The sequence below is a fragment of the Hungatella hominis genome, from assembly GCF_014288005.1.
Taxonomy (GTDB): domain Bacteria; phylum Bacillota; class Clostridia; order Lachnospirales; family Lachnospiraceae; genus Hungatella; species Hungatella effluvii.
Genome location: NZ_JACOPB010000003.1, coordinates 535,117 through 559,398 on the forward strand (window position 1 = coordinate 535,117; position 24,282 = coordinate 559,398).

General features: G+C 50.5%; 30 protein-coding genes and 1 pseudogene. 9 read left to right on the top strand and 22 right to left on the bottom strand.

Features of this window, described 5'->3' with window-relative positions; all coding sequences use genetic code 11:
* Window positions 1–46 precede the first annotated feature (46 nt).
* Window positions 47–1,168, bottom strand: a complete 1,122-nt coding sequence (locus tag H8S75_RS10395; RefSeq protein ID WP_187021306.1) for an aldo/keto reductase — start codon at window positions 1,166–1,168, stop codon at window positions 47–49.
* Window positions 1,169–1,321: 153 nt separating this feature from the next.
* On the opposite strand from H8S75_RS10395, the gene rd reads away from it, so the two are divergent.
* A complete protein-coding gene (gene rd / locus H8S75_RS10400) occupies window positions 1,322–1,483 on the top strand; it encodes a rubredoxin (RefSeq protein ID WP_055655477.1) in 162 nt (53 codons plus the stop codon).
* Between the two features lie 87 nt (window positions 1,484–1,570).
* Here the strand turns inward: rd and H8S75_RS10405 are convergent, their stop codons facing one another.
* The 6 genes from H8S75_RS10405 to H8S75_RS10430 form a co-directional block, all read right to left on the bottom strand.
* On the bottom strand, window positions 1,571–2,890 hold the full coding sequence (locus H8S75_RS10405) for an aspartate kinase (RefSeq protein ID WP_187021308.1): 1,320 nt from the start codon (window positions 2,888–2,890) through the stop codon (window positions 1,571–1,573).
* Window positions 2,891–2,958: 68 nt separating this feature from the next.
* Window positions 2,959–4,344 (bottom strand): MATE family efflux transporter, encoded by a 1,386-nt coding sequence (locus H8S75_RS10410; protein WP_187021310.1) that lies wholly within the window; start codon window positions 4,342–4,344, stop codon window positions 2,959–2,961.
* A gap of 10 nt (window positions 4,345–4,354) precedes the next feature.
* Window positions 4,355–5,125 carry an arginase family protein gene (locus H8S75_RS10415; protein WP_187021312.1) on the bottom strand — a complete coding sequence of 257 codons (771 nt, stop codon included), beginning with the start codon at window positions 5,123–5,125 and terminating at the stop codon, window positions 4,355–4,357.
* A gap of 39 nt (window positions 5,126–5,164) precedes the next feature.
* Entirely contained in the window at window positions 5,165–5,755 is a 591-nt protein-coding gene (locus H8S75_RS10420; protein ID WP_117623330.1) for a hydrolase, read from the bottom strand.
* Between the two features lie 176 nt (window positions 5,756–5,931).
* Window positions 5,932–6,432, bottom strand: coding sequence for a 2-thiouracil desulfurase family protein (locus H8S75_RS10425; protein ID WP_187021314.1), 501 nt, complete (start codon window positions 6,430–6,432; stop codon window positions 5,932–5,934).
* Window positions 6,433–6,465: 33 nt separating this feature from the next.
* Complete coding sequence (locus H8S75_RS10430; RefSeq protein ID WP_187021316.1) at window positions 6,466–7,755, bottom strand: metallophosphoesterase; 1,290 nt, start codon at window positions 7,753–7,755, stop codon at window positions 6,466–6,468.
* A 217-nt stretch (window positions 7,756–7,972) separates the two neighbouring features.
* On the opposite strand from H8S75_RS10430, the gene H8S75_RS10435 reads away from it, so the two are divergent.
* The gene (locus tag H8S75_RS10435; RefSeq protein ID WP_187021318.1) at window positions 7,973–8,446 is read left to right on the top strand and encodes a DUF2752 domain-containing protein; all 474 of its coding nucleotides are present in this window, start codon (window positions 7,973–7,975) and stop codon (window positions 8,444–8,446) included.
* Window positions 8,447–8,531: 85 nt separating this feature from the next.
* A complete protein-coding gene (locus H8S75_RS10440) occupies window positions 8,532–8,792 on the top strand; it encodes a hypothetical protein (protein ID WP_187021320.1) in 261 nt (86 codons plus the stop codon).
* A 94-nt stretch (window positions 8,793–8,886) separates the two neighbouring features.
* Here the strand turns inward: H8S75_RS10440 and H8S75_RS10445 are convergent, their stop codons facing one another.
* Window positions 8,887–9,483 carry an ATP-dependent Clp protease proteolytic subunit gene (locus tag H8S75_RS10445; protein ID WP_187021322.1) on the bottom strand — a complete coding sequence of 199 codons (597 nt, stop codon included), beginning with the start codon at window positions 9,481–9,483 and terminating at the stop codon, window positions 8,887–8,889.
* Window positions 9,480–9,902: a helix-turn-helix domain-containing protein gene (locus tag H8S75_RS10450; RefSeq protein ID WP_187021324.1), complete on the bottom strand. Its 423-nt coding sequence runs from the start codon at window positions 9,900–9,902 to the stop codon at window positions 9,480–9,482. The genes H8S75_RS10445 and H8S75_RS10450 overlap by 4 nt, the downstream gene beginning before the upstream one ends.
* Window positions 9,903–10,176: 274 nt before the next feature.
* Here H8S75_RS10450 and H8S75_RS10455 point away from each other — a divergent pair, with 274 nt between their 5' ends.
* Window positions 10,177–11,379, top strand: a complete 1,203-nt coding sequence (locus H8S75_RS10455; protein WP_002600390.1) for an FprA family A-type flavoprotein — start codon at window positions 10,177–10,179, stop codon at window positions 11,377–11,379.
* A 151-nt stretch (window positions 11,380–11,530) separates the two neighbouring features.
* Here the strand turns inward: H8S75_RS10455 and H8S75_RS10460 are convergent, their stop codons facing one another.
* The 5 genes from H8S75_RS10460 to H8S75_RS33075 all read right to left on the bottom strand — a co-directional run bounded on the left by H8S75_RS10460 (window position 11,531) and on the right by H8S75_RS33075 (window position 14,281).
* Window positions 11,531–11,866, bottom strand: a complete 336-nt coding sequence (locus H8S75_RS10460) for a DUF3221 domain-containing protein (protein WP_187021326.1) — start codon at window positions 11,864–11,866, stop codon at window positions 11,531–11,533.
* Window positions 11,867–12,802 carry a hypothetical protein gene (locus H8S75_RS10465; RefSeq protein WP_187021328.1) on the bottom strand — a complete coding sequence of 312 codons (936 nt, stop codon included), beginning with the start codon at window positions 12,800–12,802 and terminating at the stop codon, window positions 11,867–11,869. It lies immediately after the preceding gene.
* Window positions 12,803–12,835: 33 nt separating this feature from the next.
* Window positions 12,836–13,201, bottom strand: a complete 366-nt coding sequence (locus tag H8S75_RS10470) for a DUF6054 family protein (RefSeq protein ID WP_187021330.1) — start codon at window positions 13,199–13,201, stop codon at window positions 12,836–12,838.
* On the bottom strand, window positions 13,188–13,874 hold the full coding sequence (locus H8S75_RS10475; RefSeq protein ID WP_187021332.1) for a hypothetical protein: 687 nt from the start codon (window positions 13,872–13,874) through the stop codon (window positions 13,188–13,190). Before H8S75_RS10475 ends, H8S75_RS10470 begins: the two co-directional genes overlap by 14 nt.
* Window positions 13,875–14,158: 284 nt before the next feature.
* Window positions 14,159–14,281, bottom strand: coding sequence for a hypothetical protein (locus H8S75_RS33075; protein ID WP_279288655.1), 123 nt, complete (start codon window positions 14,279–14,281; stop codon window positions 14,159–14,161).
* A gap of 581 nt (window positions 14,282–14,862) precedes the next feature.
* Between H8S75_RS33075 and H8S75_RS10480 the strand changes: the two genes are divergently transcribed.
* The 3 genes from H8S75_RS10480 to H8S75_RS10490 all read left to right on the top strand — a co-directional run bounded on the left by H8S75_RS10480 (window position 14,863) and on the right by H8S75_RS10490 (window position 18,117).
* A complete protein-coding gene (locus tag H8S75_RS10480) occupies window positions 14,863–15,126 on the top strand; it encodes a CD3324 family protein (protein ID WP_002600397.1) in 264 nt (87 codons plus the stop codon).
* Between the two features lie 185 nt (window positions 15,127–15,311).
* Complete coding sequence (locus H8S75_RS10485) at window positions 15,312–16,628, top strand: hypothetical protein (RefSeq protein WP_187021334.1); 1,317 nt, start codon at window positions 15,312–15,314, stop codon at window positions 16,626–16,628.
* A gap of 139 nt (window positions 16,629–16,767) precedes the next feature.
* A complete protein-coding gene (locus H8S75_RS10490) occupies window positions 16,768–18,117 on the top strand; it encodes an MATE family efflux transporter (protein WP_187021336.1) in 1,350 nt (449 codons plus the stop codon).
* Window positions 18,118–18,145: 28 nt separating this feature from the next.
* On the opposite strand, the gene H8S75_RS10495 is transcribed toward H8S75_RS10490, so the two are convergent.
* Entirely contained in the window at window positions 18,146–18,694 is a 549-nt protein-coding gene (locus tag H8S75_RS10495) for a CDP-alcohol phosphatidyltransferase family protein (protein ID WP_002600400.1), read from the bottom strand.
* Window positions 18,691–19,278 (bottom strand): TetR/AcrR family transcriptional regulator, encoded by a 588-nt coding sequence (locus H8S75_RS10500; protein ID WP_187021338.1) that lies wholly within the window; start codon window positions 19,276–19,278, stop codon window positions 18,691–18,693. Before H8S75_RS10500 ends, H8S75_RS10495 begins: the two co-directional genes overlap by 4 nt.
* A 159-nt stretch (window positions 19,279–19,437) precedes the next feature.
* Here H8S75_RS10500 and H8S75_RS10505 point away from each other — a divergent pair, with 159 nt between their 5' ends.
* A complete protein-coding gene (locus tag H8S75_RS10505) occupies window positions 19,438–20,412 on the top strand; it encodes a pentapeptide repeat-containing protein (protein WP_187021340.1) in 975 nt (324 codons plus the stop codon).
* A gap of 26 nt (window positions 20,413–20,438) precedes the next feature.
* On the opposite strand, the pseudogene H8S75_RS10510 reads toward H8S75_RS10505, so the two are convergent.
* From H8S75_RS10510 to H8S75_RS10530, 5 genes and pseudogenes are all read right to left on the bottom strand, one after another.
* Window positions 20,439–20,915 (bottom strand): annotated as a pseudogene (locus H8S75_RS10510) (LURP-one-related/scramblase family protein).
* 57 nt (window positions 20,916–20,972) lie between these two features.
* The gene (locus tag H8S75_RS33340) at window positions 20,973–21,233 is read right to left on the bottom strand and encodes a GNAT family N-acetyltransferase (protein WP_349768901.1); all 261 of its coding nucleotides are present in this window, start codon (window positions 21,231–21,233) and stop codon (window positions 20,973–20,975) included.
* Between the two features lie 332 nt (window positions 21,234–21,565).
* Complete coding sequence (gene def / locus H8S75_RS10520) at window positions 21,566–22,015, bottom strand: peptide deformylase (RefSeq protein ID WP_022030196.1); 450 nt, start codon at window positions 22,013–22,015, stop codon at window positions 21,566–21,568.
* An 18-nt stretch (window positions 22,016–22,033) separates the two neighbouring features.
* Entirely contained in the window at window positions 22,034–22,633 is a 600-nt protein-coding gene (locus H8S75_RS10525) for an AAA family ATPase (protein WP_025531709.1), read from the bottom strand.
* 13 nt (window positions 22,634–22,646) lie between these two features.
* Complete coding sequence (locus tag H8S75_RS10530; protein ID WP_187021342.1) at window positions 22,647–23,057, bottom strand: hypothetical protein; 411 nt, start codon at window positions 23,055–23,057, stop codon at window positions 22,647–22,649.
* 84 nt (window positions 23,058–23,141) lie between these two features.
* Between H8S75_RS10530 and H8S75_RS10535 the strand changes: the two genes are divergently transcribed.
* On the top strand, window positions 23,142–23,279 hold the full coding sequence (locus H8S75_RS10535; RefSeq protein WP_187021344.1) for a hypothetical protein: 138 nt from the start codon (window positions 23,142–23,144) through the stop codon (window positions 23,277–23,279).
* Between the two features lie 157 nt (window positions 23,280–23,436).
* Here H8S75_RS10535 and H8S75_RS10540 read toward each other — a convergent pair whose 3' ends face one another.
* Window positions 23,437–23,943 carry an ECF transporter S component gene (locus H8S75_RS10540; RefSeq protein ID WP_117630190.1) on the bottom strand — a complete coding sequence of 169 codons (507 nt, stop codon included), beginning with the start codon at window positions 23,941–23,943 and terminating at the stop codon, window positions 23,437–23,439.
* Between the last annotated feature and the right edge of the window lie 339 nt (window positions 23,944–24,282).

Here is a 24,282-nt window from a genome sequence, read left to right on the forward strand (position 1 = left end):
GTTCCTCCTTCAATCCTTCTTCCGTGAAAGCCTGTTTTCCTGCCAATCAGGCTTCTGTCTTCTCAAACACCTTTGCAACTTCCTTCATGACCTCGCTTACCTTGATCATCTGCGGACACTCCTTCTCGCAGCGGTGGCAGGAGCGGCAGTCGCCCGCTTTCTTTTCCAGAGCCTCGTACTCCGCCCTGGCCTCTTCCTCCCTGTGCGCCGCAGTCATGTTGTACAGCGAGAATATCTTCGGGATATCCAGGCCAAATGGACATGGCATACAGTATCTGCATCCGGTACATCCCACCAAAGCCATGGAATCAAAGACGCGCTTTGCCTCTTTTACCACCTCTTTGTCCTGCTCCGTCGCCATACCCACGCTGCTTCTTTTCGCGTACTCCAGATTCTCTTCCACCTGCTTTTCATCGCTCATTCCGCTGAGCAGCAGGCTGACCTCAGGCTGATCCCAGAGGAAATCCAGCGCGTACTCCACAGGAGACTTGTCCTCCGGAAATACCTTCTTTAAATGGGATGCCGGATTCGCCAGCCTCCCGCCCAGCAAAGGCTCCATGATCACCACCCCGAGGCCTCTCTCAGCGGCATACTTAAGCCCCTTTGTTCCAGCCTGGTGCTCGGTGTCCACGTAATTATACTGAATCTGGCAGAAATCCCATCCATCATAATAATCTATGATATCCTGAAACACGTCATATGAATCATGGAAGGAAAATCCAAGATAGCGGATCTTTCCCTCAGCCTTCGCTTTTTCCATCCGCTTAATCAGTTCAAACGGCTTTACCTTGTCCTCCATGCGTTCGCCGCTCAGAGCGTGAAGCAGATAAAAATCGATATGATCCGTGTTCAGCTTCTCCAGCTGCTCATCCAGAATAGTCTCGAAATCCTCCGCCTTCTCCAGCTTCCATACGGGACATTTGGTCGCAAGATACGTTTTCTCCCTGTATCCGTCTGCCAGCGCTTTTCCCACGATTTTCTCGCTCTCTCCCAGATGATAAGGATAAGCGGTGTCAATGTAATTCACGCCCTCATCGATGGCATGACGGATCATACCGATAGCGCGTTCCTCATCGACCACCTCATCGTGAAGCAGTGGAAATCTCATGGTTCCGAACCCCAGCGCTGACACTTTAATTCCTGTCTTTCCAAAATTGCGGTATTGCATCTTAGTCCTCCCTGATGTATAAAATTTTGATTTTATTTTACCACATATTTCCTGTATTCTAAAGTATTTTCTGGCTATATTTATCTGCACTAGTTGTAAAATAGTTACATATCTGGTAAAATAGGGTATCAACGAAAGAAAGAGGTGACTGTTATGCAAAAATACGTTTGTGAGCCATGTGGATACATATATGATCCGGCTGATGGAGATCCGGACAACGGAATCAATCCAGGCACAGCTTTTGAAGATCTTCCTGAGGATTGGGTATGTCCGCTCTGCGGAATGGGCAAAGATGTCTTTGTTCCGGAGGATTAATAAGTACTGCAGCAAAACCGGTCCGCACAGGCTTTTAAGCCTCTGTGCTGACCGGTTTTTCATTTGGATATATGGATATACCATTTATCAGATTTCGGTTGAGATAAAGATATCGTAGATCGCCTTGATGGCCGCCTCAAAATCTGCATTTTTAACGCCGATAATGATGTTTAACTCACTGGAGCCCTGGTCGATCATCTTGACGTTGACACGGGCGTGGGCCAGCGCGGAGAAGATTCTTCCGGCGGTGCCTCTCGTGGCCTTCATGCCGCGTCCCACGACGGCAACTAACGCCAGGTCAGATTCCAGTTCCACGAAATCAGGCTCGACGGCGCGGTGGATTCCCGCGATCACGGACTGTTCGTATTCCTCGAATTCGGACTGATGGACAAACACGGTCATGGTATCGATTCCCGAAGGCATATGCTCGAAGGAAATGCCGTATTTTTCAAATACCTCCAGAACCTTGCGGCCGAACCCTACCTCGGCGTTCATCATGGCTTTCTCAATGTTGATGGAGCAGAAGCCCTTCTTGCCCGCAACTCCCGTAATGGTATAGCGCGGCTTGCGGCAGGTGCTCTCCACGATCAGGGTGCCCTTCTCCTCCGGCCTGTTGGTGTTGCGGATATTGATCGGAATGCCTTCTTTTCTGACCGGGAAGATGGCGTCCTCATGCAGAACGCTGGCTCCCATGTAGGCCAGCTCACGGAGTTCTCTGTATGTAATGGTCTCAATGACCTCCGGATTATCGATGATACGCGGATCCGCTACGAGGAAGCCGGAAACATCGGTCCAGTTCTCATACATATCAGCATGGATGGCCTTCGCCACAATGGAGCCTGTGACATCGGATCCGCCTCTTGAGAACGTACGGATGCTTCCGCTGTGAGTGGCGCCGTAAAAGCCCGGAATAACCGCGCGCTCCACATGCTCTAAGCGTTCTCCCAGCTCACGGTTGGTGATATCCGCCTCGAAGCTGCCGTCTTCATCGAAGAAGATGACCTCTGCCGCGTCGATGAATTCATAGCCTAAATAGTTGGCCATGACGATGCCGTTTAAGTACTCGCCTCTGGATGCCGCGTAATCACGGCCGGCCTTCTTTATGAAATTTTCCTCGATGGTCTCGAATTCATGATCCAGATTCAGGTTTAAATCGAGTCCGTCGATGATCTCCATGTAACGGCTCTTAATCTTCTCCAGAATCTTCTTGTAGCTTTTTCCCTCTGCCGCCGCATCGTAACACTGATACAGCATATCCGTAACCTTCTCGTCCTTGTCGTTTCTCTTGCCCGGCGCAGATGGAACCACATAGCGTCTGCTCTTTTCGGAACGAATGATGTCCCCAACCTTCTTAAACTGTCTTGCACTGGCCAGAGAACTGCCGCCGAATTTCACAACCTTTTTCATGTCTTCTTTCTCCTCTGTCACATATCCAATTTATTTAACCGAAATAATATCGTACTTGCCGGGCGCTGTCAAGTGTTTTGTAAAACGGTTTTTTCAGCCTCCTGGCGCGCGGCCAGAACTTTATGATGCTTCAGCCAGCCTCCCGACGCGACACGCGCGGCGTAGACCACCGCTCTCACGGCCCAGTCCAGAACCATGGCAATCCAGACACCGATCAGCCCCATGCCAAGATACCGTCCCAGAACGAAGCTCATGGCAATCCGGCACAGAAACATGGACGCAATGGTAATGCACATGGCAAATTTCACGTCATCTGCGGCACGCAGGGCATTGGGAAGCGCAAAGGATGGCGCCCAGATCAGCACGCAGCATAATCCGTGAAGCGTGCAGATGATTCTGGCCAGCTCCGCCGTCTGTTCTGACACATGGTAGAAGCCGATAATGTGCGGCAGAAATACCAGCATCGGAAAACAGATGAGGAAGTGCGCTCCCATGATGAGGAAAATAAAGTTCTTTGCATACCGTTTCGCCTCCTGATACCGTTTCGCGCCCACGGCCTGCCCCACCACGGTTATCATGGCCAGGGAGATGGCGCTGCCCGGAATCACCTGAAAGGAACAGATGGTTCCCGCCACCGCATTGGCGGCAATGGAGGTCGTACCGAAGCTGGAGACCAGCCCCGCCACAAGAAGCTTACCGCCCTGAAAGAGGCCGTTTTCCACTCCCATGGGAACTCCGATCCCCATGATCCGCCGGATGATGGCAGGATGGAAGCCCAGATGAAAGTTTTTGTCGATGCACAGCGGAAGCTTTGGATTCCGGATCACCCACACCAGGATGACTGCCGCGGTAATTCGTGACAGCAGCGTGGAGATCCCGGCCCCGGCCACCTCCAGATGAAAGCCGTAAATCAGAATGGCATTTCCCACAATGTTGATCCCGTTCATCAGCATGGACACCTTCATGGATATCCCGGAATTGCCCATGGAGCGGCAGATAGCCGCCGACCCGTTATACACCGCCAGAAACGGAAACGACAGCGCCGTCAGGTAGTAATACGTTCTGGCGTAATTCATGACAGATGGTTCGATCTTCCCGTAAATCGTCCGCAGAATCTGGTAGTTGAACAGTAAGGACAACACCATTAAAACCGTTGAAAATATCAGAACCACAAGAATCAGCTGATTGGAGGCCTTTAACGCCTCCTCCCTGTTTTCGTCCCCCAGCTCCTGGGCCGCTATGACAGCGCCTCCGGTAGCCATGGCGGTAAACACGTTGATCAACAGAATATTAAGCGTATCCACAAGGGAAATTCCTGAGACCGCGGTCTCCCCCACTCCGGCCACCATGATCGTATCCGCCATTCCCACTAAGACGGCGAGAAACTGTTCGATGATCAGCGGCAGAATCAGCCGCCTGATGGCCGCCTTCGAAAATATCGGTGCTTCTTCCATTTCTCTCTCCCTATTGTATACTGCCCTCCGGCTTCTTATGACCGTTTCGAAGCATTCGGAGGATTCGTCTGTTTGCCGCGTCATTTTGTTTGTCTGACACGGACATCCATCCCGAAAAAGAGTCGTCCTGATTCGCCTCGCCGCAGATATCCACACCCAGAATCCGGCGGCTCTCCAGACAGCGGTACGCCCTCTCAAGCTGTTCCAGCGTCATGGTTCCCTGATCCCAGTCAGTCACCACTTCCTTTCGCCCGAACGCGTCCTTGTCTATGGACAGATACACGGCCTCCGACACCTCTGTTTCCAGAGCCTTAAGCCATGAGTCATCTGCCCCTGCCGCGTTCTCCGAAAACACCTGCACGCGGTCCGCATACTCTGATTCTACGGTATCTGCCAGCGAATCCGCGACACCGATCAGGATCACCTTTTTTAAGTATGGCTGGTCGTCCAGCGCCCGTTTGATCCAGCAGCCGCAGGACAAAATTCCAGCAAATATAGAAGGCTTCATATCCGTATGATGGTCAAATACCACCAGGGTAAACGGCTCCCGAATCTTCCTCACCATGAGATAGCTTAAATAGTGGAAATTTCCGCCGTCTATAAAGTGAATCCAGCCTGACAGCCCACTGATCCGCGCCTCAATCTCCTCCATGGATGCCTCATCACAGAATCCGTTTACCCCGGACAAATCCGAACAGTCAATCCATTCACAGTCCCCATCTTTATAGAAGCTTTCTCTCTCGTAAACTCCTGTAAAATTCAGCACTGAAACTGATATCATCGTTCTCTTCTCCCGATTGTTCTTCCCTTTCCGGCGTTCTTAAACGCCCAGCTTTTCCATCTCTTCGTTGACAGAGGCCTCGCAGGAACGCATGGCCTCAATGGTCTTTTCAAACAACTCCTCTAACGTCCAGCCGAGCCTTTCGGCTCCCTGGGCGATCACCTCGCGGGAACAGCCTGCCGCGAACCGTTTATCCTTGTATTTTTTCTTCAAACTGGAGACCTCCATATCCATGACGCTCTTCGACGGACGCATTCTGGCGGCGGCTCCGATCAGGCCTGTGAGTTCGTCTGACGCGAACAGTACCTTCTCCATATCATGCTCCGGTTCCACATCAGAGACGAGTCCATAGCCATGGCTTACGACCGCATGAACAAGCTCCGGTTCAGCCCCTGCTTCGGCCAGAAGCTCCGGCGCCTTGATGCAGTGCTCCTCCGGATAATTTTCAAAATCCACATCGTGAAGAAGGCCGGCGATTCCCCAGAAATCCTCGTCCTCACCGTATCCAAGTTCCTTTGCATACCAGCGCATGGTGCCTTCCACCGTAAGCCCGTGAAGTATATGGAAGGGCTCCTTATTATATTTCATAAGAAGGGAAAGCGCCTGGTCTCTCGTTACATTTGTTTTCATATTCCTGTCACTCCTCTGTAATTTGGTAACTATTCAGCCGTGCGGCAGTTTGTACAGAAACGTGTGTTACAAGCTCGCTTGTATAAACACTTTTCTGTGCAAACTGGCATAGGGCGGAACGCCCGGGCTTCTTGTTTTCGCTCTTTTCGAAAACAAGAAGATGCACGGTTGAGTAGTTACATAATATTTATGTTGTCATCCATCATATCACTGCTGATTTCCGATATCAAGCTTGAAATGCTGGTTTCCCCCACAACTTTGATCCCATGCTCCTTGAGAAGGCGGGCTGTCACCCCGTCTCCGGCCGTCTTAGCGCCCGAAAAGGTTCCGTCGTAGATGATTCCACTGCCGCAGGACGGGCTGCGCTCCTTCAAAATGGCGTACCGGCATCCATACAGCTTTGCGATCTTAAGCGCTTCCTCCCCGCCCTTTTCGAAATGCGCTGTCACATCCTGGCCCTTCCGGTTCATCACCTGGACACGCCCGCCGTCTCTCCGGCATTCCGACGGCTCTCTGGGGGTCTCCATCCCTCCCATCTGCTCCGGACAGACCGGGATCAGTTCATACTCCCGAAGCAGCTTCAGTACCTCGTCACGACAGCCGTTCTTTCCGTCGTAGCGGCAGTTGACACCCAGCAGACAGGCGCTGACCAGTATTCTTGTATTTTTCTTATCCATGGATAAGCCTCCTTCCAAAATCGTCTCCGGGAACTATGGCCTCAGATCCCTTACTATTTTCAGTTTGTTTTCATTACATCCCGCATCTTCCAGCATGGAATCCATGTATTTTCCGAAAAAGAGCTCTGCGCCTTTTTCTTTCCAAAGTTTCCAGCCCTCGGTATCCGTCACTTCTTTTTCCGGTTTTGTCATGCCGGCAAAGTAGTTCCTGTTCATCTCCACGGCCAGTTCCGTCATCTGCGCCAGCTCCTCCTCCGAAACTGACAGCGCTTCCAGCTCTTTCTTCATCTTTTTTCGCGTGCACGCGTCAAAATACGCCTTGGACAGCGCTTCAAAATCCCCATATTCACCGGGGATTCCAGCTTTTTCCTCAGCCCATCGATCCACATTTACCGGCTTCGTTTCATACGCGATGCTTCCATCCGGATCAACCGTCAAAACGCCGTACCGGTGCGGGGACACGGTGAGGGATCCGGTTGCGATGTCATAAAGGCCGCCGCTCTCCGCAATATGCTGGATATGAACGTGACCGCTTAGATTCAAAGCGATCCCATGAGCTTTCAGCAGCTGTTCCATCTCCTCATGATGATCCAGCAGGAAGCCCTGTGACAGAAGTTTGTTCTGAGCCAGGACATTCTGGTGAGTCACCGTGAAGATGGAGGCCCCCGCTTCCTCAGCGCGTTTCATCTGCCGCTCCGCCCACTGCATCGTGGAATCCTTAATCCGGCCGGGTGCATCCTCCGTATTCGCGTCCAGAAGCAGCAGCCAGACTCGTTCCGACAGCTCATACAGAAAGCTTAAGGATTCTTCATCCTTTCCAGTTGCGTCCTGATACCCCAGACTGCCATATATATCACGAAATTCTTCGCCGCTGACCCGTTCCGTCCTCGTCACCGTCTCTGCCTCAAATTGGGCGGCAAACGGATAAAGGATATCATGATTTCCGGGCAGCACAAGAACCGGGATTCCCTGTTCCTGCAGCTTGAACAGCTTCCCGGCCAGTTCCTCATGGCTTGTCTTCTCACCGTTAAAACTGAGATCTCCGCTTAAAATAAGCGCGTCCGGATGCAGCTTCTCTACCTCCTCTAAAAAAGCGTCCGTAATCTCCGGCGCGTACTGAGTCAGCTTTCCATCCCCATTTCCGACCATTCTCATAAATCCGGTTCCATAGTCCGTAAGCTCCGGTGATAAATAGTGCAGATCTGTGGCAGTCACGACGGTAAGAGGAGAAGTCTCTTTCTCCGCCAATGGCCTGCTGCTCCCGCAGCCTCCAAGCGCGGCACAGAGAAATGACAGAAATACAATATGTGTTTTTTTGATCATAGACGTCCCATCCTGTTTATCTTAATTTCGCAGTTTAAATTGTTACATGATATCAGACTTTGCATTTAAGACTGTTTCATGATATCAGACTTCGCATATCAAACAGCTTCATTATATCAAACCTCTATTCGAGGCACAAGCTTGTAAAAGCGGTAACACTGCCTTATAATGAAATCTGCAGTTTCACACAACCGATGAAAAGGATACTATGTAATTTATGAAAAAGAAACACAGCCCGATTTTGTGTAAAAAAAGAATAAAACATCTGATTTCCGATGTCAGACACTGCCTGCCCGGAATACTTCTGTGCGCAATTTTCCTTTCTGGCATGACTGCCGCTGCTGGCAAGGTGTGCCCGGCCCGGCTCTTATTGGGGATTCCATGCCCCGGCTGCGGACTTACCCGAGCCGCCGTCCTGTTGTTAAAAGGGGATATCCACGGCAGTCTTCTGCACAATCCATTTCTCCTGCCGCTATTGGCCGGAGGGCTTTTATTTCTGTACGAGCATTACGTCCTGGAACGAAAAGCGCGCCTGTTTTCCGTCTACATAGCCGTATGCATCTTCCTTATGGTCGTGTTCTATATCATCCGCATGAAATACTGGTTTCCTGACCGGCCGCCCATGATCTATGAGCCCCGGAACCTGCTGCACCTGCTTTTCACAGTTCTGAAATCCCCGGGGAGCCTGTAACCCGGCAAAGAAAAAATAGACAAATTACGACAGTATATGATATAATTTTAACGGTAGATAGATTAAATTACAGGAGGTACTAAGTATGGAAAACAACACAATGGCGACAGATCCTAATAAGGCTGTCATGACCATGGGGGAATGGCTGATCACGTTAATCGTTCTGGCTATCCCATGTGTCAATGTAATTATGTATTTTGTCTGGGCATTTGGCAATGGAAACGAGAACAGGAAGAATTTCTGCCGCGCCGGACTGATCGTTATGGCAGTGGGAATCGTGCTGTCCTTAATTTTATACGCTGTAGTTGGCGCAAGCCTGGCTGCTGCATTAAGTGCAGGCTATTAAGTTTCATAAAACGGCATCAGCCGATAAGGGGCGGCCGCACCGATGACTGTACAATCATCAGGGCGGCCGCCCCTTTCGTATCTTCTTTTCAGATTTATGCCTTTTCCTCTCTCTTTCTCATCACCGTATCAATAATCCCATATTCCTTCGCCTCTTCGGCGCTCATAAAATGATCCCGCTCCGTATCCCGCCAGATCTCTTCCTCCGTTCTTCCCGTATTTTCAGCCAGAATCCGATTCAGCCGTCTCTTATCCTGCTGAAGCTTCTCAGAATAGATCTGGATATCCGTCGCCTTTCCTCCGATCTTCTCCACTGCCGGCTGATGTATCATGATTTCAGAGTTGGGGAGGGCAAAACGCTTGCCCTTCGTCCCCCCGGCCAGCAGAAATGCGCCGAAACTGGCTGCAAGTCCGATACAGATCGTCGATACATTGCACCGGATATAACGCATCGTGTCGTAAATGGCCAGACCGGCCGTAATAGAACCACCCGGACTGTTAATATAGAAGGAAATGTCCTTCGCCGGGTCCTCCGCTTCCAGAAATAACAGCTGGGCCACCGCCAGCCGGGCCGTCTCATCGTTCACTTCTTCCCCCAGAAAGATATTTCTGTCCTTTAACAGACGGGAAAAGAGGTCGTAACTGCGCTCCCCCTTTGACGTCGTCTCGATCACACTCGGTACCAGACTCATGCCGCACACCTCCAGTTATTCTTTCTTCCGCAGAAGGCGGTTCCCCCTGTCTTCTTCTGCTTTGTCTGCTCACGAAGAGGCGTAAAATGCTTCCGTTCCCGGTAGGTAAACGGCGTGCATCCGTAAGCCCGCCGGAATGCCAGTGTAAACGCCTGCTGAGACTGATAATCCGCCTCGCCGGATATCTCAACGATCGTCTTGTCCGTCTCCACCAGCTTTCTGGCCGCCTCCGTCAGTCTCCGTTCCATGATATAGCGGTGAATGGTACAGCCGGTTTCCTCAGCAAAAATCCTGTTCAAATAAAAACGGGAATACCCCGTATGTGCTTCCAATGCTTCCAGGCTCAAATTTTCCCCGGTTCCCATGTTTTTCTCAACAGACTCCAGAATGTCCTTTACGATTCTGTTTTTTCCATCCATTTATTGCCACACCTCCAGTTATGTTCCAATACAAAACCATCTTCCTCATGGGAAATCAGGTCTCTTTTCTCCCATTATAACAGGCTGCCTTCACTCTGTCTTAATAAAAAATGATGTTTCCGCTAAAAATCCATCCTTCCGGTTATACTATAATGCAATGGACCGCTGAATTCATACTAAGTTCGTATAAAAATACAATGACATTTTCCCGATTTTGTAGTATACTTCTTACGAAATTATATGTGTGAGATTATGACGAAAGGATGGCTTCATTATGTACTGTGTAAAAAATATTAAAGATGACCTGTTCTGGGTCGGCGGAAGCGACCGCAGGCTCGCCCTGTTCGAGAACGCATACCCTATTCCAAACGGGATCTCCTATAATTCTTATCTTCTTTTAGATGAAAAAACCGTTCTCTTCGACACGGTCGACCGGGCAATCACCGGGCAGTTTTTCGAAAATGTGGAATCCGTTCTGGCAGGAAGAACGCTGGACTATGTGATCATTAATCATATGGAACCGGACCACTGCGCAACACTCGGCGAACTGATCAGACGATATCCGGATGTCTCCGTGGTCTGCAACGCAAAGACGATTCCGATCATCAAGCAGTTCTATGAATTTGATATCGATACCAGAGCCGTGATCGTGAAAGAAAACGACACCTTCTGTTCCGGCAGACATACCTTCACCTTCCTGATGGCCCCCATGGTACACTGGCCGGAGGTCATGGTGACGTATGACACCACGGACAAGATCCTTTTCTCCGCGGATGCCTTCGGTACCTTCGGCGCCATGAACGGCAACTTGTTTGCGGATGAACTCTATTTCGAACGTGACTGGCTGGCTGATGCCAGAAGATATTATACCAATATCGTCGGAAAGTACGGCGCATCGGTTCAGACGCTGCTTAAAAAAGCCGCCGCACTGGACATCGAAATCCTCTGCCCGCTCCACGGTCCTGTATGGAGATCCGATATCGCATGGTATGTGGACAAGTATTTAACCTGGAGCAGCTACGAACCGGAAGAGAAAGCCGTCATGATCGCATACGGTTCCATCTACGGCAACACGGAGAATGCGGCGAATATTCTGGCCTGCCGGCTGGCAGACCGCGGCGTGAAGAACATTGTCATGTATGATGTCTCCTCCACGCATCCGTCCACCATCATCTCCGAGGCCTTCCGCTGCAGCCACCTCGTATTCGCTTCCGCGACGTATAACGGCGGCATCTTCAGCTGTATGGAGCACGTACTCCTCGATTTAAAGGCTCACAATCTGCAGAACCGCACCGTGGCACTCCTGGAAAATGGTTCCTGGGGCGTAACAGCCGGACGTAAGATGGGAGAGATCATCTCCGAGATGAAGAACATGACCATACTCGATGAAACCATCACGATCAAATCCTCCTTAAAGGAAGACCAGATGGCGGAACTCGGTGCTCTGGCAAATTTAATTGTAGATTCCATGAATTAGCGGGTCCGGTACGACGGACTCTCCTGACAAACAGTAAAAAGCCCTGTCCGGAACTGCGTGGTCTGACACGCCTTCCCGGACAGGGCTTTTTCGTATCGCGTTCGTAAAGCCGCGCAGTATGGACGCCGGCGCCATGCAGTACAGTCCTTCGTCACTCGTCCGCGCGGTAAATGGCAAACACCGTACTCAAACGGGCCGGATACGATTCCATGATCTCGCCGTCATAGACGATTCGGATCTCATCTCCCACCCTCACCTCGGGCACGCCCTCTGCGGATATGACATTCGTCGGCACGGTAATGCGGTCCGCTGATTTCCGTTCTTCTTCCCCTTCATCCGGCTCCACCAGAAAATACTGGTCCGAAATCTCCAGCACCATACCGCAAAAATATCTCTGTCCTGCTTCCTCCGAAGTAAAAAGCATCCAACAAAATACACCAGCGATACAGAGAAACAGGATCCTCAAACTATTTCCACACTTTTTCATCTAGATCACCTCAGTAAAAAACATCCGTCCATCAGAGTCCGTCAACACGGCCTTTGCACCGCGGAACCGGTAACTGGAAAGTAAGAGCGGCTTCTCCCTGAAAATCACATCTGCCGGCGCCCGGCTGCCCAACTGTTCCCCTTTTATCTCATACCGGTAAAACTGGGAATGCCTGCCATATCCGCCATCCATGATAAGAGCCGTATGACTCCGGTTGATCAGGAACTCGGAACATCCTTCCGCCTTCGGGCGGTAGATGACATCCCTCTTAAAATCAGTCTTCACCAGATGAAACTCGTCGTAATAATAGAACCACAGCGCGCCCTGTTCATCCACATTCATCGCATAGCAGTCATAGATCGGATATTTTTTATTTTCCCACAACCGCTGTCCCCGGGCATCCCATACGATCAGACCGCATGCGCCCACCGGCTGGTCCCAGCCAAAATTTCCGAACACGCCCTCGTCGAAGTATCCGGTAATGATGCGGCCGTCTTCCGTCACGATACAGCTCTCGATTCCGTCACCCAGGCACATCTCTGCCAGCTTTGTGCCATCCTTTTTTAAGAGAACTCCGTTATTCTCCGCTGTCCCATCTTTATATTTCCTGCACCGGGCGCCTACCAGAAGAATATCTTCGCCCAGAGGCATGACGTGATGAAAATTCATCTCATGAAACCCCAGCGGATACATCTCTCCCCCCAGCAGCGTCCCATCCGTCCAGTTTACCCAGAGGCACAGCGCATGGTAGTCCGTATTCGCCTCAGTATCTACAAACATCCCGTTGATCCGTTCCGGCACCGAACGGGCAAACAGAAGCCATACGCTGCCGTCGTAACCGATCGTATCATTCACAAAGGTCTCATGTTCCAATCCATACTGTTTCTGCAGCGCATTTCTCTCTGTATAGCTGGTCACATATATATTTCTGTCCATCCCAAATCCCCTTCTCACACGGTTATAAATCGGTTATAAGCTGCTTATCATTCGCGTGTGTCTGCACTTATAGGCCTTCACAGCCTCTTCCAGCTTCTCTAAAAAGGCTTCCTCTCCGAATGTATTGAGCTTAAAGAACATGGCCTGGCTTCCACCGGATGTGATGGCAGTCAGCCTGAGTTCCCCTTCATATCCCAGAATCGTCACATTCAAACTGACGCGGTTGCCTCCCATATAGCTGTACCTCTCATATACCATTGTACAGCACCGCACACCGTTAATCTCCTCCTCATGCTCGTCTTCGAACGATGCGGATATACTGCCGTTTAAAATTTCATTTTTTAAGTATTTTTTAAAATGGTCCAGATTCCCAGTTAAGTCAGCTTCAAATTTTGCCATGTATCTCACTCCCTTCTGCCGCAGCCGGCGTATCATCATAGACCGCGAACGGCAGCCACTCCACCGGCTCTCCTCTGTTCTGAATGGCATCTGCAAATGCTTCCACTTCTTCTTTCGAATTCTCTAAGAGTCCAAATCTTCCCGGTTTCAATTCGAACCGTTTCATCAATTCTTCCTGAAGGGAATTGCACAGGTACGTGTGGAAACCTGAGATATCCCAGCCAAGAAGATCAAAGCCAAGGAATCGACGTTCTTCGGTTCCAGTCACTTCTTTCTTTTGGATTATCCTGTCCTCCAGAGACGGCAGGAGTGCCTCTTCCAGCGCAATCCCGATCAGGCGGTATCCCGGATCCACGCCCCTCCGATTATAAAAATAACGCCTGTATATGTCTTCTGCGTCCTGTTTGAACAGGAACCGGCTGTCTGTATCCAGCCGGTCCTCCCCGAACAGACGCAGGGTTTCTTCTGAAAAATCTATAAATTCCTGTTTCTCCATCCCAAGCCGTTTCCGGTATTTCTCTTTTTGCCTTTCATCACTGGTCATGCAGGAAAATGGCTGCGGCTCCGCATCACAGATGCAGCCGCTGGCAGTCAGAATCCATTCGGAAAAATCCTTTAGAAATTCCGGGCACCGGCAGGGACGTATGATATAATAGCCATAATTTACATACATTTCTGTGTCCTTCCTTTTCTGGCTCTATTTTACCAGATATTATTTTCCCATGTCTTTCATTTTCCTTAATATTTACGCTACAACATTTGTCATATAAGTGAAAGAAAATAAAGGTATGGAAGAAATATTCTCCATACCTTTTTACTCAGTATCCTGATAGTGTGTAGTCCTGTTTAAAGTTGATTTCCCTGTCCCGTTTACACCAGCATATAAAATGTATTTTTTCATTTAGAACCTCTTTTGAGCTATTACTTTCTTTTGCTTTCTCTGCAAAATAAAATCACTTAACATAGAAAAAAAACCTGCTCTTCTTCTGTCTCTGCATTTAAAACCAACTCCATAGTTTCGTCTATATCCATATCCTTACATTCCTCATATAATTTCTTTGCAGCTTCGGCCTTCGACATAAATTTTTCCTCCTTGTTCTAAAAAAACAGAAGTAACGCTGAAAGTCAAATTTATCGACCTTTCAGCCCTTCAATTAACACCACCAAATTTGATGGTGATATCTTCTCGGGTTCTATCTTTCACTTCATTCATACCACTGCGCAAGCAGCGAATCGGAAGTATGTCATTACATTACATGTTAATGCAACAGTAATGTTTATTATACAAGAAAAAGTGTTAAAAGAAAAGGCATAAAGTTTTTTCTTCCCCTCTATTTTCTTTGCATTTCATGCTTAATACCGCACTTCCAAGACCCATTCGCCGCTTGTATATCCCCTTTTAAAATGATATACTGGTAACACTTAGCGAAGCATCTTTAAGCTAAGCGCGCATCTTAAAATGGTCTTAAAGGTGTGTTTCGGCAGGAAACACAGCAGTTTTCTGAAAAGGGTGAGAATCATGTGCAGAAACAAAAAGAAAAACAACGATGTATTGCTCCATGCAAAGCCGGCAGAATCAGCGACATTTGCATGGAGTAGCTGCAGTCGCTGATCAAGTACGGCTTTGCTGCCTGACAATAAAAAACAGGGAGTGAAGCGCTATGAAATATATCAATGCGGCCGCGGTTCTTCCCGCCTCGCTGGTGGAAGAGCTGCAGAATTACGTTCAGTCCGGATATCTTTATGTTCCGGCCAGGGAAGACCAGCACAGGGCCTGGGGCGAACGGAACGGAGGCCGGGAGGAACTGAGGAAACGCAACAAAGATATCCTTGATGCATGGCAGAATGGAGTGTCCATGGAGACGCTGGCGGACCAGTACTGCCTCTCTATACATGCCATACGGAAAATCATTTATCAGAAATAACGATTACTCGCACGCTCTGCGCACGAGTCACCGTGACAATCATGGAAGGACTGCGGAAAACAGTCCTTCTTTTTTTGTACAAAACAGTACAGAAGCGACTGGTAGATTGAGATTTCACGGAATTTCGGGTATCCTTAACAGGAAGGATAGAAAGAAAAAAACAGAAAGAAAAGAGGTTGTTACAGATGAACACTTACGAGACTGCGCGGATGGGATATGGGGAAGCCGATATCACACCTGATACTGTTGTTGAACTGGTCGGATTTTTCCGTCCGGACAATCACTCAAAGGGCATCCGCGACCCCTTGAAGCTCCAGACAATGGTCTGGGAATACGGGGAAGAAACGGCCTGTCTTATTACCCTGGACAGCCTTGGTTTTACCGTCCATTTGGCCAATGCCCTGCGGGGCCTCATTGCGGACCTGCTTCATACGGGAACCGATCACGTCATGACTGCATTTTCTCATACACATTCCGCCCCGAACGCCGCAGAGGAGCCTGAATACTTTGATTTCGTATGCCGCAGGGCGCAGAGTGCCGTAAAAGACGCTCTGAGCAGTCTGTCTCCTGCCTTGGCTTCATGGGGCATCGGAAAAAATACTGTGGGATTGAACCGCAGAACGGATTCCACCGACTTCGACAACCGGCTTGGAATCCTGTCTGTCACCGCACCGGAAAACGAATCTCACAGGGTGCTGCTGCTGCGGGTCACTGCCCATGCCAACATTCTCTCCAGCGACAATTATCTCATATCAGCCGACTACTTTGGCATTACAAGAGAGCAGTTGGAAGCGCGCTTCGGCTGCAAAATCATGATGATGCAGGGCGCCTCCGGAGACGTACGGCCTCGGTTTCATCAGGAAAACACAGAGTATCTGGAGATTCACGGCTTCGAGGCGGCGGCGAAGGGATTTTCAGAAGAGTATCAGAAAATATACCGGCTTCAGAGCCAAAAGGCCCTGGAGCAGACGGCAGAGGCTATCTGCCAGGCCGTGTCAGCCGTTCTTCCCACAATGGAAGCGGAGCCTGTCACTCATCTGACCATGAAGTCGGTTTTCAGCCATTTTACAGCGGATGTTCCCTCCCTGGCACAGGCGGAGCGGATTGCCGATGAGGCGCTTATGGAGGCCGGCATCGATGGAACCGACTGGCTCCGGGAAGTGAAACGCCTTAACGGCGAGGGTATTTCACAACAGTTTTCAGAGGTGGAAATACAGTACTTTTCCCTCAATGACGGCTGTCTGTGCGGGATTGCCAATGAAGCCATGTGCAGGATTTCCATTGACGCCATGGAGGCTGCCGGAACGCCGCTGCTCTTTTTAAACGGCTATACCAATGGCTGTAACAGCTACTTACCGACGGCCGGGGAGTATGAGAAAGGCGGCTATGAGGTGCTCTGGTCAAATCTCGTATATTTTCCATACCACGGCCGGGTCATGCCCTTTAACCGCGATACGGCCGGACAGCTTGTTGAGGAAGTGGTTCAGAACTGGAAAGATTAGCCTGTGATTATTCTGTATGTGGATAGAAACCGCTAAAATACTGATTCCATTCCCGCTGTTTCTGTAGTAGAATAAAGGATGGCGCCCTTGCGCACTACTGATACAAAACATTGATCAATGACTACGGAGCGGATTTACTATGGAAAAAAGCACGTCTTCGACCCTGATGACAGAGGGGTCCATCTGGAAAAAAATTATCGCATTTGCTGTTCCCTTATTTCTCGGGAACCTTTTTCAACAGCTTTACAATACAGCGGATTCACTGATTGTCGGCAATTTTCTGGGGAGCAATGCCCTCGCTGCCGTCAGTTCTTCCGGCAACTTAATCTTCCTCATGGTAGGTTTCTTCAATGGGATCGCAATTGGAGCCGGTGTGGTCATCGCCCGGTATTACGGCGCCGGGCGGCACGGTGACGTGCAGAAGGCCGTTCACACCACCATTGCCTTCGGCCTTGCCGCAGGGGTTGTGCTGACCGTGATCGGTGTGGTACTGGCGCCGATTATTCTGGTGTGGATGGGAACTCCGGCCGATGTACTTCCGGAATCCACCGTCTATTTCCGAACGTATTTTGCAGGCTCACTGTCCTTCGTCATGTACAACGTGTTTGTCGGCATCCTGCAATCCGTGGGTGACAGCCGCCATCCGCTGGTCTATCTCATTATATCGTCTCTCATCAACATCGTGCTGGATCTTGTGCTGGTGGGGATCTTTCACTTTGGAGTAGGGGCAGCGGCGTTTGCCACCATTATCTCCCAGTTTGTCAGCGCGTTTCTCTGTCTGCGCCGTCTCATGAGAAGTCCGGAGGAATACCGGGTCTGCTTAAAGAAAATCCGGTTTGACACAGGACTCCTGCGGCAGATCATCGCAAACGGTCTCCCGGCCGGTTTTCAGAACTCCGTTATTTCTCTGGCTAACGTGGTAGTCCAGTCCAATATCAACCGTTTCGGGAAAATGGCGATGGCGGGATGCGGCGCCTATTCGAAGATCGAAGGCTTCGGATTCCTGCCGATCACCTGCTTTGCCATGGCCCTGACCACGTTCGTGAGCCAGAATCTCGGCGCCGGACAGTATGAGCGGGCGAAAAAGGGAGCCAGCTTTGGCATTCTCTGCTCCATCATCACTGCAGAGCTCGTCGGCATTTTCATCTATGCCTTCTCGCCCCTGCTCATCTCCGCCTTTAACAATGATCCGCAGGTTATCATAAATGGAACGGCCCAGGCCCGCACAGTGACTCTGTTCTATTTTCTTCTGGCATTTTCCCACTGTATCGCGGGAATTCTCCGCGGCGCCGGAAAATCCACGGTTCCCATGCTGGTTATGATGGTCTGCTGGTGCATCATCCGGGTGACGTACATCACCGTAACCGTTCACTTTGTTCCGGATATCCGCGTGGTATTCTGGGCCTATCCGCTGACCTGGTTCTTAAGCTCGGTCGTCTTTCTCCGTTATTTCCTGAAGGGCAGCTGGGTGCATGGCTTTGAGCACTAGTGCCTCCCGGCGCGAATACCAGAGCGTGTCACATTTTTCGAAACACGGGTATGTACAGGATAAGTGTCGCGGCCATGACCACGGCGCAGACAGCAATCAGTGCATTCGCCGCCGCGGCCGGGATATGTGGCACGAGAATGAGCACAAACATGACGACAAACAGCAGCGCCGTGCACACTTTTCCAAACCACATGGCGCCGTCAAGCTTCTTGCCCTCTCTCAGCTTCACCAAGCCCATAACTGCCATGAATCCCTCCTTGACGACAAAGAGTACCACCAGAACCGCCATATAAGGATAGCGGGTCCACAGGCATAAGAGAATGGCCCCGTGCGTCATCTTATCGGCAAACGGGTCCAGAAATTTGCCGAATTCCGTGATCATATTGAATTTTCGGGCAACCAGTCCGTCAAACATATCCGTGATGGACGATATTCCCATGACAGCCGCCGCGGCGTAATAGCCGCGGTCCGTCTCCGCATGGAGATAGAGATATACAAAGACCGGGATCATCAGAAGCCGGAAGTATCCCATAAGGTTTGGAATGGATAACAGTTCCTTTCTCGTATATTTTTTCATTTTGCATCACTCCTATCCGGCGATTTCGCATCGCCAGCCAGTAAATTTTGTAAAGACCTTCGGATCATGCGCTCCATCTCACAGGGGCTTCTCTCCGGTTCCTCAAAAAGCCATTTCATCATAATATTCCATAAGCCTCCCATGTTAAAAAACAGACAGTACTCCAGCTCTTCTCCGCTCATGGTTTCTTTCCAGTACGCTTGCATCCGGCCGTAAATTTCGGGCCAGTACGTATTGGACACCTCGATGAGACAGCAGATCTTATCATCCCTGCATACAGACTGCAGAAATGTCTTATGCTCTTTCCAGAACGAAAAATACACCTCTGTGATATGCGCCGCAAAATAGGCGGTATCCCGTTCCAGATACCGGACATATTCCCTGCACAGGCGTTCGCAGCAGCTTCGAAACAGATCTTCCTTTGAGGAATAATTTCTATAAAATGTCCGCCTTGATAAATCCGCCCGCCTGCATATTTCCACCACCGTGATCTCTTCGAATTTCTTTTCCTCCATCAGAGCCGCCAGCGCGTCCATCAGCCACGTTCGGGACTGCCAGACAACCGGATTGCTCGTCTCCTTCATCTCTCCACCTTCGTTTCTCTGATCCTTTTTACAGGATTATTTTCAGGCTGGCACACCGGCCCCCCTGATGTAGCACTTGCCCACAGGGCCTTGACGCTGTCAGTTACCCGCATTATACTATGGAATACTTTCCGTTACAAGTACAGGAGGATAAATGACATGGAACCAATCCACGAAAATTTCTCGTACCGGCACGCGGTATCCGGTGGGGCAGACCCGGTCCCGGCCCTCATTTCCCACAGGAGGGAACGTCTGGCTGCGGACTGTTCCCGCTGCTGCGGCCTGTGCTGCACGGCGCTCTATTTTTCCAAAGCGGAGGGATTCCCTGACGATAAGGAAGCCGGGATTCCCTGCGCCCATTTATGTGAAGATTTCTCCTGCGAGGTTCACAGCTCTCTGTCCGGACGCCGCCTGAAGGGATGCATCAATTACGACTGCTTCGGGGCGGGGCAGACGGCCACAGAAATCGTATTTCAGGGGAAGAGCTGGCGGCAGCTTCCTGATCCGGAGGAAATGTTCCGCGTCTTCTTCCTTGAATTAAAGCTGCACGAGGCCATGTGGTATCTGGAGGAAGCCGCAATACTGCGCCCCGCATCCGCACTGCGCCCCCGTATCCATGCGGCGCTCACCGGCTTAGAGAAGCTGGCAGACGGTTCCCGGCAGGACCTCACGGAAGACGGGATCCGCGATAGGATCACTGCGGCCAACAATCTGTTGAAGGAGACGATCCGCCTGACGCTCGATTATGCGGCTTCTCAGAAGCTTCCTTCGAAAAAGGGAGGCATTTCGCGGTCTGCCCGCAGCCACTCCGCCTCTTCCGGTAAATCTTCCCGTAAAACTTCCGGGACGAATGGCGCGGGGCCCCTGCGCTTCCTCGGATATCATTTTCAGGGGGCAGACTTAAGTGCCATGGATTTTTCTTCTTCCTTTCTCATTGCGTCCGACTTGAGGGGATGCCGTCTCTTCGGAACGTGCTTTCTGGGAACCGACCTGCGGGATGCCGATCTTAAAGGCGCCGATTTAAGAGATGCCTTTTTCCTCACGCAGATGCAGATAAATGCCGCAAAAGGCAGCCGGGATACCCGTCTGCCTTCCTGGTTAAAGATGCCTGATCACTGGGAATCCGGCAGATAAATCGTAACATTTCCTGTTACAATAAGTCAGTCCTGTCCGCCGGAACATTTCGCCGCGTCAATGGCGAGTACGATCATCAGGCAGAGGAGCGCGTCCTCTTCCCTTACAATATCGAGAACGTACGTGTCTGAAAAGTGGAGAAATTCTTTACTGGCCGTCATGATCAGACTGCCTGCGCTGTCTTTTACACGATAGTCCCATTCCAGCCAGTCTCCGTCCACTGTCCAGCCGTTGCAGTCCAGCGTGAATTTGGGCTTTAAAAAGGTCAGTTCCTTGCGGATTTCTCCGATCTCCTGTCCGTTTATGTACATCAGAAATTTAGGCAGAAAGGTGAGCACTCTCTCCTATACGGTTCCGATATGGTTATCGAAACGGTCATAGATTTCCAGCAAATGGCCCCAGCTTAATTTTCCCTTTACCGTATAGACCGTATTTCCACTCTCGTCATAGATGTCGTAACTGTCAAACCAGGAAAACAGCCGCTGTTTAAATAGTAATTGCATGATCGTTCCTCCCTGTTATGAGCACTCAGCGGTTTGGCCGCTTCGTGCAGTGCTGCTTTATGCCCCTTCATTCCGGGGGATAAATTTTGCCATGTAATACTCATCCGCGTAGGCGCCGCCGACACGCATGGAATTCTTTCTGAGCCCTTCGATTACAAAACCGCTCTTTTCATAGAGATGGACAGCGGCTTCATTGTCCTTTCTCACGGTCAGCTCCAGGCGGGTAATTTCCTGAGATACGGCCCATGCATCCAGGCGTTTGAACATCTCTGTGCCGATGCCCCGGCCGCGGTATCCGGCCCGGATTCCGACTACCACATATGCCGCATGGCGGATTCGGCGGCGGCCTCCGGGTCATTTTCCGTTCCCCCGGTTCCAGCATCATCATATCGGTCTCTAAATCCAGGGACCGCATCATTTCCACATATTCCCGGGCATCCTCCGGTCTGATCTGACGGTACTCCATCGATCCGTCCCCTCCATTTCCGCCATAAAGGCAGTTATCCAATTCCCGTCTGTTTGTTCCCACAAGCAGTCGTCAGATGGACCCGTTAGCGAGCCATCTGACTCGTTGCCTGCGGATCCATCTGACGACTGCCGCGAGGGTCAAAAAGCCCGCTGCCTGCGGCGCTTTTTTGACTTGGCACGGGTCACAGCCACTCCGTCACCTTATCGACGAAGCAGACTCCGTCTAAATGATCCAGCTCGTGGCAGAAACATTTGGCCATCTCATCGATTCCGGTCAGAGTGACCTCTTCTCCATTTTCATCCAGCGCCTTCACGATTACGGTCTGGGGCCGAATGGTCCTTCCGTATTTCTCCGGAAAGCTTAAGCAGCCTTCGATGCAGTCCTGTTCCCCTGTCTGTTCCACAATCACGGGATTTACCAGCTTCATGAGCCCGGTTCCCATATCGATGACGACAAGGCGTTTTAAAATTCCTACCTGGTTCGCTGCGATTGCAGCTCCGTTAGGCGTCGCATGAAGCGTATCTGTCATATCGTTAAGGATTTCCCGGATCCGGTCATCCACCTCTTTCACTTCTTTACATTTCTTTCTCAGTATCTCATCTCCGTCGTAACGCATGTTTAATACTGCCATGATTCCACTCTCCTGCATTTATATTTTATTCGCTGCAGCGTCTGCCCATTTCAGGACGGCTTTCCCCATCGTTTCCCGGTCCATGGTGTCCACACGCAGTACATCCGTGTCGGAACGGTTTAAGAACCACTCCCGTTTCAGGGGAAGAAGATACTCCCGGTGAAAATCAAAAAATTCTCTGGACCGGCTCTTATCTCCCTCTTTCCGCGCCTTCAGCGTCTCCTCATCTGCGTCCAGGAACAGAATCCTGTCCGGCATACAGCGTCTCACCGCCTCCAGTTCCCTGCAGAGAGGTCCTTCAATATCCCAATTTTCACCTATAGACTTCGGGTAATTCAGCGTGTAGAACTCGATCTCTTCCGCGCCAAAATCCATCAGTACCAGTTTATGCTCCTTTGCCGCTTTCCACCGCTCCACTTCATGATTCAGCCAAAGCCTCTGAATCTCCAGGTAATCCTCATAACAGTTCTTTATGAGGCCTCGGCGGTGTACCTCACTAATAACCGTTCCATTGTCCTCCCTGCTTAAAAAGATATCGGGACGGCGCTCCTTTACATACTGAACGGCCGTGGTTTTTCCCACGGCCATACAGCCCTGCAGCGATAGAATTACTGCCATATACCGTTCCTCCCTACAGCCAGATATCTCTTCCGTTCCATGTCACACTCTCTGCATCTCCGTCGTCGAGGCACCAGCCCAAAAGGCTGGCCACAAATCCAGGCGTAACAGGAAAATCTTCCATAACCGGCTCGTCGGCTTTCTCTGTATCCTGGCCTGCGTCAGGCTCCTTCCCGGCGCCCAGTTTCGGAATCCGATACCGCTGCCAGCAGCCGCTCGTCGTTCTGTTCTTAAATACTCTTCCGATGGATACCAGATACCGCCGCTCCCCATGCTGTTCCGTGGGATAGAGCACAATCAGCCCTTTATCCTCCGACGCGATATGCAGTACGGGTCTGTCATAATCATCATCCCGCTTTACCCACCAGTAATAGGTGCTGTCCCCACAGACTAATGTTCTTTTATGCTTCTTTGCAATTGCCACAAAAAACCTCCCGAAATTTCTCCGCGCTATTCCAGCCGCTTTTCCTCCTGCTCCATCTAGTGCTCCATCCGGTCAGGAACTACAGTGACAGTGCTGGATATTTTGTCAGTCTGCAAGGCGGAGGAGGGAAGCGGAGTGGTTCCTCCGCTGACTGACGACAACGCGGCAGATGGCAAAATAGGCAGTGCTGTCACTGTAGTTTCTGGCCGGATGGAGCACTAGTACTGCATTGTGTAAATAACTGTGATATAGTGCCCGATATCTGCGTCAGGTGTGCGTCCGCGAAGCGACGGCGTAGTGGACCCTACGTCTAGCTCCGTGGGCGTGCTCCTGGCGCAGATAGCGGGTGCTATATCATAGGAATTTACGCAATGCAGTACTAGCGGCGGCACACAGCCAGGACAGGATACAGAATGACGGCCAGAACAAGGCCTCCAAGGCCCTGAATCAAATTCGACGGCACGCTGGCCAGGGCCGCTGCCATTCCATAAAAACAGGTTTCATAGAGCCAGTACCCGCATGCTACAAACACCATGTCAGTCAGCCCTCCGATCACCACACCGGCGGTCCGTTTTCCGGCCGTCGCTGAAAGTCTCCGAAATACAAGGCCGCAACAAAAAGCGGTCAGCCCCTTAATCAGAAAGGTGGCCGGCACGTACAGCAGATATCCGCCCAGGAAATCCGCCAGCGCAGAACCAATTCCTGCGGCCAGGAGCCCCTGAACCGGTCCAAGAAAGATTCCCGAAAGAATCACCAGCGCATCTCCCGGATGGATATATCCGTTCGTACCCGGTGTCGGAATCCGGATCACCATCGTCGCTGTACATACCAGCGCCATAAACAGCGCCGTCATCACCATTTTTCTGGTATTATTGTTCGTTTTCATACAAAGTCTCCCTTCCGGTTTTCAATGATAATGCACTTACTATAAACCGAAAATGGACTGTTTCAAATATCCAGTTTTTAACTTTTTAGCAATGCCAGTTTTATCTTCCAGCCACACGCCTGCTCCACCACTGTTTTATTGTATCATAAACATAAAATTCGTGAAAGACCTCATTCAGTGTTTCGATGTACTTTTGCCCTGAGTTGTTACAGTTCACGGCCAATGTCATTTAGTTACCTATCCAGGTTGAATTCTAACATAGGGTCTAACTCAATTTTTTAATATATTTTCCCAAAAAAGGTTGACACAGCGGCAAAAATGTGCGGCCGCTCTCGCTGC